Here is a 13,803-nt window from a genome sequence, read left to right as displayed (position 1 = left end):
CACCGATAAAAATTGTAAAATTTATAAGCATGGAAAACACAGTAGAACAAGAAAATTATAAAATTCAAAAACCTGAAAACTGGGCTCCAAAAATTGATGACAATCAGCTGATTGAATCTATAAAAGAATCTGATTTCTCAAACAAACAAGTTGAGGAAGGAAGAGATTTCTGCTACCTTTTAGATAAAGTTTATTATACAAGTGATAACGAAAACAGTGAGTATGCCTGTGTTGCTTATACTCTTAATGAACCTTCCAATCTTGAAAGTGCTTCGGTAAAAGATGTTGTAGTAGAAGAAAACGAAACGTATATTATTCATAGAATAAGTGTTTTAAGAGAAGGTGTCCTGATTGATAAAATTGCAGATACTAAAATAAAAGTTCTTGACAGCGAAAATCAAAGTGAAGGCGGTATTTTAAGCAGTAATAAAAAAGTAAATATTACGATTAAAGATTTACGCCTTTATGATGTTTTAATTACAGAAGATTCACGCGTAAAAGTTTTTACAGATCGTGATTTTATGCGAAAAGAATTTCTAAAATATGTTTACGTTACCCCAAGTACTTACTGGGCTTACGGAAATTATAAATTTACTTTTATCAACGATCGTAAAGATCCTATTGCTTATAAAAAAGCATTTTTTAGAGACGATGAAGGAAATGTTTTAGAACCTGAAATTAAACATCTCAAAAAAGGTGAAAGATTTGTAATTGAAAAACAGGACTATATCAACTTTTTTGATACCAACAGAGAAATTGCGCCTTTTATCGATTTTGCAACAGATAGCAGCTGGGTTGATCTTGCTAATTATATTGCACCTCTTTACGAAGAAATCTACAGTAAAGCTTCTTTAAAAGAATTTGCCCCAAAACTTGTCGAGAAATTAGATGCTATTACAGATAAAGATGAACAATTACAGTTTGCAATAGATTACGTGCAGAATCATGTTTATTATATTTTTAATGCCGATGAAATGAACGGCCACAAGCCGCAGGAACCCTCTATAACTTATGAAAATAAACAAGGTGACTGCAAAGCAAAGTCGGTTTTATTAAAGGTGGTTTTAGATTATATTAATGTTGATTCTTCTGTAGTATTGGTTAACTTTAATACTGATCATTACATTACACATTACCTGCCGTCGTTATTGACTTTTAATCATGTAATCTTAAAAATCAATTACAAAGGCGAAACGTATTTTATTGATGCAACATCAAGAGACGAATTTGGGTTAATTGAAAATCGCGGTTTTATTTATTTCCTGCATTATCTGGAAGTAAAACAAAATCAGGGATTACAAATTAGAGAACCTCACAAATTTTCTTATTATGGCATTAATGAAAAAGTAGATTTCAGCGCTCAAAATAATATTGGAAAATTAAAACTGGTTACGACTTACAAAGGAAATCGTGCCAATTATATGCGTAAATATTTTAAGAATACCAATAAAAGAGAGATAGTAGACAGCTGGAATAATTTCTTATTTTATACTTTGAATTATTCAAATGACAGAAACGGAACTGATATTAGAACTATTTTTAAAGATGCTGTTATTGAAATTGTAAGCGATGATAAAAAGCTGAACGAGTTTACTATTCAATATAATGCCGAGATCGAAAATCCATATTTTACAGATCAGCAGCAAAATCGTTTTTTAATGTATTTTGACCGAAATATGGTTAAAAACGGCGCCCGCGATTTTATGCATACCGATATTCCTTTCTGGCATAATTTTGATAACGAAAAATATGAGGTTAATTTATTGACTGATCAAAAAATAGATACTCAAGAAAAGTATACTATTCAGGAAAGTACTATTAACAATCCTTATTTTGATTATACCAGCCGTAAAAAAGTAACAAAAAATGGTGCATCGATTTATATTGATTACAAACCATTGGTAAATCTTGAAATTCCGCAGAAAGATTTTGAAGAATTTAGAAATGCGCACCATACAGTTGCCGACAGTAATTTTGGAATTGGAATTGATATTATTGAACAAGGATTATTGAATATGCTGAAGTACAGCTTCAAGAAACGTTTAAAATAATAACATATAAAAAAACGGGGCTTTCAAAGGCCCCGTTTTCATTTCATTACTTTGCAAGTAATTCAAAATCTGATCTTAATTTAATATCTGCAGATGAAGAACCAATCATAAGTTCAAAATCTCCAGGTTCTGTTGTCCATTCTAGTTTATCGTTATAGAATGAAAGCTTTTCTTTGTCGATTGTAAATTCGATAGTTTTAGATTCACCCGCATTTAATTTCACTTTTTCGAAATCTCTTAATTCTAAAACCGGACGCACCACTGATCCAAATTTGTCTTTTAAATATAATTGTGCTACTTCTTCTCCTGCAACTTTTCCAACATTTGAAAGTTTAAATGAAACTTTAATAGTTTCATTGTTTTTTATTTTTGTTGAAGAAAGTTTTAAATCAGAATAACTAAATTGTGTATAGCTCAAACCGTATCCGAAAGGAAATTTAGGTGAGTTTTTTAAATCGATATACGCCGAAACATAATTGGTTTCGGTTTCTGTTTTAGCTGGTCTTCCAGTACTAAAATGATTGTAGTAAATAGGAATTTGTCCTACTTCTCTAGGAAAAGTCATTGGTAATTTCCCTGACGGATTATAATCTCCAAATAAAACATTAGCAATTGCATTTCCTGCTTCGGTTCCTAACCACCAAGTGTATACTACTGCCGGAACATTATCTGCAGTCCAGTTAAAAACAAGAGGTCTTCCAGCATTAATTAAAACTACAACTGGTTTTCCTGTTGCCTGAATTGCTTTTACTAAATCTTCCTGAACGCCTGGTAAATGAATATCGCTTCGGCTTTTTGCTTCACCGCTCATGTCGCGTCTTTCTCCAATACTTAAAATTACAACATCGGCTTGTTTTGCAGTTTCAACAGCTTCAGCAAAACCATCTTTATTTGTCCCTTCTATTTCACATCCTTTTGCATACAATAACTTCGTGTTTTTGCCTACTTTATTTTGTAAACCATCCCATTGAGAAACAATCCATTTATTGTAGTCAACTTCTGGAAGTTCTACAGACCAGAATCCCATGTTTTCTTTGTATTCTTTTACCATAGGTCCAATGAAAGCAATCGTTTTTACACTTTTAGATATTGGTAAAGTCTGGTTTTCATTCTTTAATAATACAATACTTTTTTGAGCTACATCAAGAGCTGCCTTTCTGTGTTCCGGATTGTTTAAAGCTTTTTCTGCTCTCTTCTCATCAGAATATCTGTAAGGATCATCGAACAAGCCTAATTCAAATTTCTTGCGAAGAATACGTTTTACAGCATCATCAATTAAATCAACAGAAACTCTTCCTTCTTTAACTAATTGTGCCAGATTATAACGGTAAGCATTACTTTCCATATCCATATCGCTTCCGGCTGTAATAGCTGAGTATGCCGCTTCTTTTAGGTTTTTTGAATAACCGTGTGCTACCATTTCGCCAATAGAACCCCAGTCAGAAACTACGAATCCCTGAAAGTTCCATTTTCCTTTTAAAATATCACGTTGTAAATGTGCATTTCCAGTTGCAGGAATTCCGTTAATATCATTAAATGAATTCATGAATGTTGCTGCACCGGCATCTAAAGCTGCTTTAAAAGGCGGTAAATAAGTTTCCCAAAGCATTCTTTCGCTCATATCAACAGAATTGTAATCTCTTCCGCCAACTCCAGCTCCATAGGCTGCGAAGTGTTTTACGCATGCCATTACAGAATTTAGATCTCCTAATTTATTTCCCTGGAAACCTTTTACTCTTGCGTAGGCAATTTTAGAACCTAAATAAGTATCTTCTCCTGCGCCTTCCATTACACGACCCCATCTTGGATCACGGCTGATGTCGACCATTGGAGCAAATGTCCAGTGAATACCGCTTGCAGAAGCTTCTGTTGCAGCCACTCTTGCCGCTAATTCAATTGCCTGTAAATCCCAGCTGGCAGCTTCGGCTAAAGGAAGGGGAAAAGTAGTTTTGTATCCGTGAATAACATCCTGACCAAATAACAACGGAATTTTTAATCTTGACTGCATTGCCAATTCCTGATATTGTCTGGTATATTTTGTTCCGATGATGTTCAGCATCGAGCCTATTAATCCGGCTTTGATTTCAGATTGTTTGTTTGGGTTAATAGTAATTGGCCCCGTTGCCTGATTGTCACCAGTATATTGATTTAGCTGGCCGATTTTTTCTTCAATAGTCATTTTTTTCAACAGATCATTTACTTTTTGATCTATTGTTTGCTGCTGTGCCGACGCAAAAAGCGAAAGCATAAACAGAGTAATTGTGGTTACTTTTTTCATAGTTTAAGTTTTTACCAAACGTAGGTAGCTGCTGCACCAGCGTTTAATGTGGTTGCGATTTGTTTTTGATTGTATTTAATATTGAATGTTTCTGCTGAAGCTCCATCATTTTCTACGATCAAAACAATTTTTCCCTGTGGTGTTTTAAAAGCAACATTATAAAGGTTTCCGCTTACATTACTTCCTATTCTCACTGAACCTTCTGGAACAAATTTAGAAGCATGACCTATAATATAATATCCTACTTCTCTTTTAATATTCTGATTTTGATCAATCATTAATGCCCCTTTACAAGTTGAGCATCCGCCCGGTGTAAAAGGTTTGTAATACTCATCGTTTGCTAATCCCCATGAAAGGGCATTTTTACTCCAATTACGCATTGAACCAATTACAACATTTTTGACGCTCCATTTCAGATCGTTTTCAAAACTGCTTTTTGATCCTGTATATTGTTCTGTAAAATATAAATCTTTATCTGGAAATTCATTATGAACGGTTGATAAAGCACTAATGTCTCCTTCATATAAATGAAAAGCTGAACCAGCCACAAAAGGATTGGCTTTGCTGTCTCTTAAAATAGTCAAAGGATATTCGGGTTTGTTACAATTATGGTCGTAAACAATAATTTTGGTTTTAATTCCTGCTGCTTTAAATGCCGGTCCTAAATGATTTCCTACAAAATCTGCCTGCTGTTCTGCCAGCATTAATAAACTTGGATTGTTTCCGGGATGTAATGGCTCATTTTGAGGTGTAATAGCATCAATAATAATTCCATGTGATTTCATCGCCTGAATATATTTTACAAAATACTGAGCATATACTTCATAGTATTTGGGCTGTAAACTTCCTCCTTTAGAACTTCCGTTGTCTTTCATCCAAACCGGAGGCGACCAAGGCGATCCCATTATTTTTATCTTAGGATTTATTTTTAAGATATCCTGTAAAACCGGAATCACATCGTTTAAATCCGGACCTAAATTGAAATGTTCTAATTTTAAATCTGTTTGTCCTTCCGGCATATCATCATATGAAAAAACTTTCTCATTCAAATCAGATGCTCCAATACTAATTCTAAGGTAACTCAAACCAATTGCATCGCCTTTTCTTGAAAATAATTCCTGAAGCAGGGCTTCTTTTTTGGTTTTATCCAATTTCATGATTGCCTGGGCGCTTCCTCCTGTTAACGAAAAACCAAAACCTTCTATGGTTTGGAATTTTTGAGAAGGGTCAATCTCAATAGTTTGGTTTGAATTAATTTCTGAATTAAAAACTAAGTCTTCTTGTTTTTTCAGTTTTGAAGTTTCATCTGTTGTTGTAATCCAGGATTCTGCTTTATCAGGATTGGAAACAACATTTTTTGAAGATCCGCACTTTATCTGCACAGCAATAAGCGGCAGTAAAAGCAGGATTTGAAGTTTTTTGTTGATGTTTATCATTTTAATCTATTTCTATAAAAACAGGCAAATGATCCGATGGATATTTTAAATCTTTAGAATCACTCAGCACTGCATGTTTTTGAACTGTTAGTCCGCTGTTTTTTGAAATAAAAATATAATCCAGCAATAATGTAACAGGCTCATTGTGTTTAAAATCATTGAATGTTCCTGATGGTCCAAACGGTTTTTCTTTTGAAACATCTTTGGTATCATCCATTACTTTCTTAATTTCTGCAATTTGAGCTGTTTCTGGCTCTGAGTTAAAATCACCCATTAAAAAAGCCGGGTAATTTTTTGTATTTAGTTCTTTCATTTTTGAAAGAGCAAGCTGAACACCTTTTATTCTTGCCAGTTCGCCCATGTGATCCAAATGCAGATTAAAAACGTAAAATGTTTTTTTTGTTTTTAGATCTTTAAAAAGTCCGTAAGTACAAACACGATTACAGGCAGCATCCCAGCCTCTTGAAACTACATTTGGTGTTTCTGACAGCCAAAATGTATTGGAATCTAAGACTTTAAAACGATCTTTTTTATAATAAATCGTACAAGCTTCTCCTAATCCTCCTTCTTCTCGCCCTACTCCAAATTTGCTGTAATTTGGTAAAGCTGAAGCTATGTAATCAACCTGACCCGGTGTTGCTTCCTGAACCCCAAAAATATCCGGACTATAAAATTGTATTTGAGAAGTAAAATAATCCTTTCGGTTTGGTCATGCATTTTCTCCATCTGATGCAACATCTAAACGAATATTGTAGGTCATGATTTTTAGATTCTGACCATAAAATGTACTGCTTACCAAGAGGAGCATTACTACAAAAACAATTGAATTTATCTTTTTCATCTTTAAAAAAATTTAATCTGTAAAGCTAATGTTTCCGAAGCCTTAAAGAAAAAAACTTATTTAAAAGTTATGTTAATTAAAGTTGTTACTATCATTAGTATCAAATATATCATAACTGTAATTTTTGCTATTTTGTTTAAACCTGTAAAATCATAAGACTTTACAGGTTTAGTAATTTATTTCAACAGAAAATCCTTTTTTTGATCTCCTATCTGAACACTAAAAGATCCTTTTTCAGAAATCCATTTTAAATCTTCGTTTACAAATTGAAGATCTTTTTGTTTTAAAGTGAATTTTACTGTTTGAGTTTCATTTGGTTTTAAACTTATCTTTTCAAATCTTTTTAAAGATTTAAATTCAGGTGTAATACTTGCAACGTTATCAGACAAATACAATAAAACTGATTCTTTTCCTGCTCTTGTTCCTGAATTTGTAACGTCTACCGAAACATTTACTTCATCTGTATTATTGATTTCTGTTTTATCAATTTTTAGATTTGAATAAACAAAAGTGGTATACGATAATCCGGTTCCAAATTCAAATTGAGGAGAATAACTTTTCTCATATTTGGCGTCATTATTCTGTTCTCCTTCAGAAATACTTTCAGTATATTTTCTATTGTATTTTTCTAAAGAGTTGGGATATCTAGGATAATTATAAGGCAGTCTTCCACTTGGATTTACGTCTCCGTATAAAATATCAACTAAGGCTCTTGCTCCTTCATTTCCCGGAAGATAACATTGAACAACAGCACTCATTTTATCTTCAAAATTGCTTATTAATCTTGGTCTTCCTTCATTTAAAACTAAAATAATCGGCTTATTTACTTTTGCCAAAGCCAAAGCTAGTTTTATTTGAGAAGCACTCATATAAAGATCGCTGATATCGCCCGGAGTTTCTGTATAGTTTTTTTCTCCTAAGCATAAAACAATTTTAGAAGCGTTTTTTGCTAATTCAACTGCTTTCTGAATTTCTGCATCGTCTTCTTTTTCAAGATCTGCACCAGCTGTATATAATACATTTTCTTTGCCTAATTTATTTTGGAAAGCTTCTAAAATGGTGAATTTATCAGCAGCATAAGTATCTGAGTTTTCGCCCTGCCAGGTATATGACCAGCCTCCGTTAAGATATTTCATACTATTAGCTGTTGCACCTGTAACCAAAACTTTTTCATTTTTACTTAATGGCAGAACTGATGCATTGTTTTTCAATAAAGTAATCGATTCTGCTGCAGTGTTATAAGCTTCTTCGATATGCTCTGCTGATCCAAATTTTGGGTAATCTTTTAAATCTGCTACAGTATTTTGAAATAAATTCAGCTCAAATTTCATTTTTAAGATTCTCGAAACGGCATCATCGATTCTTGAAACTGGTACTTCTCCTTTTTTTACTAAATCTAATAAATCAGTATAAAAAGAAAATTCTTCAGGAACCATGCTCATATCGATTCCGGCCATAACAGCAATTCGAACAGCATCACGTTTCGATTCCGCAACTTTGTGTCTTGTGTACAGATAAATGATATCTTTCCAGTCAGTAACTACAACGCCAGAGAAACCTAATTCTTTTTTAAGGATATCTGTAATTAAGTGTTTGCTTGCATGTACTGGAGTTCCGTTGATTTCTCCTGAACTTACCATTACGCTTTTTGCACCGGCATTAATTGCTGCCTGATAAATTGTTAAGTCATATTGTCTTAAAAGTCTTTCCGGAATAATGCTTGGTGTTCTGTCTTTTCCTGTCGTAGTGCTTCCGTAGCCTATGTAATGTTTCATGCAGGAAGCTACGCTGTATTTAGAACCTACATTGTTATTTCCTTCAAATCCATCAACTAAAGCAACTGCCATTTTTGATGATAAATAGGCATCTTCTCCAAATGATTCCCACATTCTTGACCAGGCTGGATTTCTTGGAAAATCTAAATCTGGCGAGAAAACCCACGGAATTGAAGAAGCTCTTGTTTCATAAGCTGAAATAGCTGCTCCTCGTTTTACTAAATCGGTATTAAAAGTTGCTGCCAAACCTATTTGCTGAGGAAATAATGTTGCTCCGGCTGTATAACTTGCTCCGTGAATAGCATCGATACCATATAATACCGGAATTTTCAACCTTGTTTTATTTGCTTCATTTGTAATGGCCTGCATGGTTTCCTGCCATCTTTTTAAAGTTGGAGCTCCCGGATTGGGTACATTTAATATAGAACCAATATGATAATCCTGAATTCCCTGCTTTAATTTTGCAGCATCAAAATATCCCGGTTTTTTAGCATCTTCAAAAATTGTTACTGTAATTTGGGTCATTTGTCCCACTTTTTCTTCAAGCGTCATTTTTGATAATAATTCAGAAACTTTAGCATCAATTTCTGCTTTATTATTTTTAACCTGCTGGCTCCAGACTGCTCCGCAAAAAAGGAACATAAGCGCATAAAAAATACTGTTTTTCATTTTATACTTTTAATATTAATATCAAATAATGTCTTAGTATACCAGTGTCTGCATTGCATGTGCCGGTATGGTAATGGTATATTTTTGAGAATTAATTGTTAGGTTGTAAACCACACTTTTGTTTTCCTGATTCATGATTATTGTAGCAATCTTTCCATCAGTATTTTTAAAGGAAGTACTTAGAAGTGACTTGTTACTTACCGTTTCATTTATTCTTTTTGCATCAGGACGAATGAATTTTGAAAAATGCCCTATATAATAATACATTGGTGTATAAATAAGCTGTCCTGAATTGGTATCGGCATGAATTGGAGCAAAACAAAAATTGCCTACATGATTTGGCCCTCCGTTTTGATCCAAAAGAATATTCCAGTCTGTCCAGCCTACTGTTCCGTTATTGAAATCGTTAATCATATTAAGTCCATAACGTTCTGCATTACCCCAAAACTGATATTTTGAAGCATCAAATTTTTCAATACATCCTTCTGTAAAAAGTAAATTTTTGTTTGGAAAAGCGTCGTGAACTTTAGCTACTGATTCGAATTTTGGCGTGCCTCCATTCCATGTTTCATACCAGTGAAAACCAATTCCCCAGGCATATTTTGAAACTTCAGGATCAGAAAAAACAAGCTGTGCTCTTTTTTCTAACATGTCTCCACGGTTATGATCCCAGATTATTATCTTTTTCGAACCAAGCCCTTCATTTTCAAGAGTCGGTCCTAAGAAATTTTTCAGAAAATCTCTTTCGGCTTCAGGAGTGTAGATACAGGATTCCCATCGCTGTTTTGCCATAGGCTCATTCTGGATAGTTAATCCCCAAATTGGAATACCTTCTTTTTCATATTCTTTTATAAATCTGGCATAATACTTTGCCCATGATTGTGCAAATTCAGGCAATAGAACGCCGCCGTGTAAAATATCATTATTGTCTTTCATGAAAGCTGGGGGACTCCAGGGACTAACAAATAAAGTTAATTTTCCGCCGGCATTTTCAATTGCTTTTTTAAGTAATGGTATTCTATATTTTCTATCGTGATCTATATTAAAAGTTTTTAAATCTCTGTCTCCTTCACTGATATAAGTATAACTTTCACTGCTAAAATCACAGCTATGAATATTTGTTCTTGCAAGCGAATATCCAATTCCTTTATCCTTATCATAATACGCCGTTAGAAACTCTTGTTGTTTATCTGCCGGTAATTTTGCGAAAACTTCGGCACTTGCATCTGTTACAGCACCTCCAATTCCTAAGAAAGTCTGAAAGGTTTTAGCCGGATCTACTTCTATTGAAACTGCTGTATTTGCCGAAGATTCCTTTGAAATAAGATCATTTGAGAGTGACAATCTTAAACTTGAGTTCTCTGCAGTTGTATACACATCTAACTTTTTACCTGAAACAGATAAATCAATCTTAGAAGAATCAGCATGTTTTGACGGAGAACAACTCAGCTGTAAAATTAGTATCGATGTTAGTACTATACTTTTTGTTGATATCATGTTTTATGAATAGAAAAACTGTTTTATGATAAATTAATATACTAGTGTCTGGATTGCATGAGCAGGAATTTTTACAATTGCTTTTTCCTCAGCAATAATAAAATTGTATGTAATTTCATTATCGGTATGATTCATAACGATAGTTGCCATTTTGCCATCGGTATTTAAAAATGACGTGCTCAATAAATAGCTTCTGCTTACTGAAGAACTTACACGAACTGCATTTGGACGAATGAATTTTGAAAAATGTCCAATGTAATAATAAGATGGTGTGTAAATTAATTCTCCTGTAACAGTATCCGCATGAATTGGTGCAAAACAGAAATTACCAACGTGATTAGGCCCGCCAAACTGATCTAAAAGGATATTCCAGTCTGTCCATGCAACAGTTCCATTATTAAAATCGTTTATCATAGAAGTTCCGTATCGTTCTGCATTTGGCCAAAATTGGTATTTTGCCGCATCAAATCTTTCTACACATCCTTCGGTAAACATTAGTTTTTTATCAGGATAAGCTTCGTGCACTCTGGCAACGTTTTCAAACATTGGCTGTGCTCCTGTCCAGGTTTCATACCAATGAAAGCCTAATCCCCATACATATTTTGAAGCTTCCGGATCTGAGAAAATAACATTGGCTCTCTGTACCATTAAATCTCTGTTATGATCCCATGCAATAATTTTTACATCTCCAAGTCCTTCTTTTTTAAGTGTTGGCCCTAAGTAGTTTTTTATATAATCTCTTTCTTCTTCTGCTGTATACAAACAAGATTCCCAAGTCTGTGTTGCCATTGGTTCATTTTGTACCGATGTCCCCCAGATTGGAATACCTTCTTTATTATATGCTTTTATAAATTTTGCGTAAAAATTTGCCCATGGCTGGAAATATTCTGAAAGTAATTTTCCGCCTTTCAGTACGTTTTTATTACTTTTCATGAATGCATTTGGTGACCAGGGCGTAGCGTAAGTCAATAACTTCCCTCCTGCAGTTTTTATAACATCTTTAATTAATGGGATTCTGTATTTTCTATCATGATCAATTGAAAACGTTTTTAAATCTTTATCTCCTTCTTCGATATAAGAATAGCTTCCACTGCTAAAATCAGAGCTTTGAATCGTTGTTCTTAGCAATGAATACCCAATTCCTTTTTGAGAATCGTAATAAGCATTTAAAAATTCGGTTTGTTTTTCTTTTGATAATTTAGCAAAGATCTCAGCACTGGCATCTGTTACAGCACCGCCAATTCCCATAAAGGTTTGAAACTTTTTTGAAGGTTCTACAAAAACTGATATTTCTGTTTCAACAGGTTGTTTCGAAGCTGTAAAACTTAAGTTGTCTGTAGCAGTTAGTTTAAGATTCGTATCTGCTGCAGTAGTATAAACGGTTATTTTTTTGTTGGCTGTTGTAAATTTCTGTACCTGCTTTTTTGGGTTAGTTTGTGAAAAAACAGATAAAGAGAAACATAAACAAGTTGTGATAATAAATTTCATTTTTTTCATTGTATATGTTTGTTAGTCTATAGGCTTTTGATTTATTTTTCTTGGAAATTAAGCACAGACTGATTTAAAAAATAGCCCATAATCAATAAAGAATATGGGCTATTCTGACAACCAAACTTAAACTTAACTTAACTCAAAATATATTAATAAATGAACTTGTTTGAAGAGTAGATTATTCCGATTAATCTATCATTCGGCTCAAACATTAACATATGTATTTTTTAATAATTTTGGTTTTGAACCATTTTAGTGTTGTTAAACTCACTATAAGGAATTGGGAATGCTTCGTTTTTATTAGCAGTAAATCCTTTAAAAGCAAGTTTTGCTGCTGCCTGACCTGTTCTAACTAAGTCAAACCAACGGTGTCCTTCTCCTGCAAGTTCTAATCTTCTTTCTGCATAAATTGCGTTTAAAGAAACTGGTACAGATCCAAGTCCAACTCTAGCTCTTACAGCATCAAGTAATGCTTGTGCTCTTGCTCCTGTTCCTCCTAAAGCTTCAGCTTCCATTAAATATGTATCAGCTAAACGAATAACATAAGTGTTAATTCCAAAGTTTAGGAAAGGGTTTGCAGCTTTAATATCTTCATTAACTGGTGCATATTTTATAAAGTGATATCCTGTTTCGTTATAACTGTCAGTATACTTTAAAAGTCCGTTTGGATCATCATTTCCAGTACCTCTGTAAGTTCCTGCATCAAAAATTGTAGAAGCATAACGAGGATCTCCCTGCATAGCAGTTTGTAAATCTTTTGTAACTACCATGAATCCCCATCCATTGATGTAATCTGGTAATCCCGCAGTAACACCTGCTGCTTTTCTTGAATAATCTCTAATACCCATTAACTGAGCTGCTACGTTACCTTCATCATCACCTCTTTCAAAGTTACCCCAATCAGCATTTGATTTATCAGAGTAGCTGATTTCAAGAATTGACTCACTATTAAACTCATGTAATTTATCCCATAATTGAGCAAAATTATCCATCAATTTATAACCGTAGCTGCTAGTTCCTCCTGGAGTACCATTTACTAAAGCGAACTGTGCCGCTGCTTCAGGTTTTTTATTGTCATATAAATAAGCTTTTCCTAAAAGAGCTGTTGCAGCTCCTTTTGTCAAACGTCCTAATTCATTAGCTGGCAATGTTATTGGTAAGTTTGGAATTGCTTCAATTAAATCTTTTTCAATTTGAGCATAAACATCTGCTGGTGCAGCCTGCATAACCAAAGGAATTTCTTCTTTTGTTAATGGCGTCAAAATCAATGGAACATTTTTAAACATTCTTACAAGGTCTAAGTAGTAATAAGCACGTAAAGCTTTTACTTCTGCCATGAATCTTGCTTTTTTAGTTTCATCCATAGAAATACCTGGCAATTTTACCACCATGATATTACATCTTGCAACCCCTTTATAATAATCTGCCCAAATATTTGGCGGTATATTAGTTGGAGTAATAGAATAATTTGATGCTACCTGAAGTCCTGGCTGATCACCTGCTCCTCCACCTCCTGCATAAAAATCATCTGATGCAGAATTTAAGAATAACAAAGGTGCGTTTTCCATAGCTCCAGCATATTTACCTAATTTATCATATGCAGCTACTAAACCAGAATAAGCTTCTGTTTCATTTCTGTAAAAATCTTGTTCGAGTACAACCCCATCACCTTTTACTTCCAACTTTTCATCTGTATCGCACGATGCAAGTGCCAATAACACTCCAAAAGCGATAAATGATTGTTTAAAACTTATAAGTTTCATAA

7 protein-coding genes and 1 pseudogene are annotated in these 13,803 nt (G+C 33.8%); 1 reads left to right on the top strand and 7 read right to left on the bottom strand.

Translation table 11 applies throughout. The annotated features are described in order from the left end of the window. Positions 1-29 precede the first annotated feature (29 nt). Positions 30-2,051 (top strand): hypothetical protein, encoded by a 2,022-nt coding sequence (locus PQ462_RS02830; RefSeq protein WP_274252292.1) that lies wholly within the window; start codon positions 30-32, stop codon positions 2,049-2,051. A gap of 46 nt (positions 2,052-2,097) precedes the next feature. On the opposite strand, the gene PQ462_RS02825 is transcribed toward PQ462_RS02830, so the two are convergent. The 7 genes and pseudogenes from PQ462_RS02825 to PQ462_RS02795 form a co-directional block, all read right to left on the bottom strand. Then, positions 2,098-4,329: a glycoside hydrolase family 3 N-terminal domain-containing protein gene (locus PQ462_RS02825; protein WP_274252291.1), complete on the bottom strand. Its 2,232-nt coding sequence runs from the start codon at positions 4,327-4,329 to the stop codon at positions 2,098-2,100. An 11-nt stretch (positions 4,330-4,340) separates the two neighbouring features. Further along, positions 4,341-5,765, bottom strand: coding sequence for a glycoside hydrolase family 30 protein (locus PQ462_RS02820; RefSeq protein ID WP_274252290.1), 1,425 nt, complete (start codon positions 5,763-5,765; stop codon positions 4,341-4,343). A gap of 1 nt (position 5,766) precedes the next feature. Next, a pseudogene (locus tag PQ462_RS02815) lies at positions 5,767-6,606 on the bottom strand (endonuclease/exonuclease/phosphatase family protein). 176 nt (positions 6,607-6,782) lie between these two features. Beyond that, positions 6,783-9,050 (bottom strand): glycoside hydrolase family 3 N-terminal domain-containing protein, encoded by a 2,268-nt coding sequence (locus PQ462_RS02810; RefSeq protein ID WP_274252289.1) that lies wholly within the window; start codon positions 9,048-9,050, stop codon positions 6,783-6,785. A 33-nt stretch (positions 9,051-9,083) separates the two neighbouring features. After that, positions 9,084-10,547 carry a glycoside hydrolase family 30 protein gene (locus PQ462_RS02805; RefSeq protein WP_274252288.1) on the bottom strand — a complete coding sequence of 488 codons (1,464 nt, stop codon included), beginning with the start codon at positions 10,545-10,547 and terminating at the stop codon, positions 9,084-9,086. A gap of 33 nt (positions 10,548-10,580) precedes the next feature. After that, complete coding sequence (locus PQ462_RS02800; protein WP_274252287.1) at positions 10,581-12,044, bottom strand: glycoside hydrolase family 30 protein; 1,464 nt, start codon at positions 12,042-12,044, stop codon at positions 10,581-10,583. Positions 12,045-12,265: 221 nt separating this feature from the next. Beyond that, a complete protein-coding gene (locus PQ462_RS02795; protein ID WP_121362406.1) occupies positions 12,266-13,801 on the bottom strand; it encodes a RagB/SusD family nutrient uptake outer membrane protein in 1,536 nt (511 codons plus the stop codon). Positions 13,802-13,803: the final 2 nt, after the last annotated feature.

The organism is Flavobacterium sp. KACC 22758, assembly GCF_028736135.1.
Classification (GTDB): Bacteria; Bacteroidota; Bacteroidia; order Flavobacteriales; family Flavobacteriaceae; genus Flavobacterium; species Flavobacterium johnsoniae.
This window is presented reverse-complemented; position numbering and strand designations above follow the sequence as displayed.

Coding starts and splice junctions, on each gene's coding strand:
- PQ462_RS02830 (WP_274252292.1), top strand. CDS start 30: ATGGAAAACACAGTAGAACAAGAAAATTATAAAATTCAAAAACCTGAA.
- PQ462_RS02825 (WP_274252291.1), bottom strand. CDS start 4,329: ATGAAAAAAGTAACCACAATTACTCTGTTTATGCTTTCGCTTTTTGCG.
- PQ462_RS02820 (WP_274252290.1), bottom strand. CDS start 5,765: ATGATAAACATCAACAAAAAACTTCAAATCCTGCTTTTACTGCCGCTT.
- PQ462_RS02810 (WP_274252289.1), bottom strand. CDS start 9,050: ATGAAAAACAGTATTTTTTATGCGCTTATGTTCCTTTTTTGCGGAGCA.
- PQ462_RS02805 (WP_274252288.1), bottom strand. CDS start 10,547: ATGATATCAACAAAAAGTATAGTACTAACATCGATACTAATTTTACAG.
- PQ462_RS02800 (WP_274252287.1), bottom strand. CDS start 12,044: ATGAAAAAAATGAAATTTATTATCACAACTTGTTTATGTTTCTCTTTA.
- PQ462_RS02795 (WP_121362406.1), bottom strand. CDS start 13,801: ATGAAACTTATAAGTTTTAAACAATCATTTATCGCTTTTGGAGTGTTA.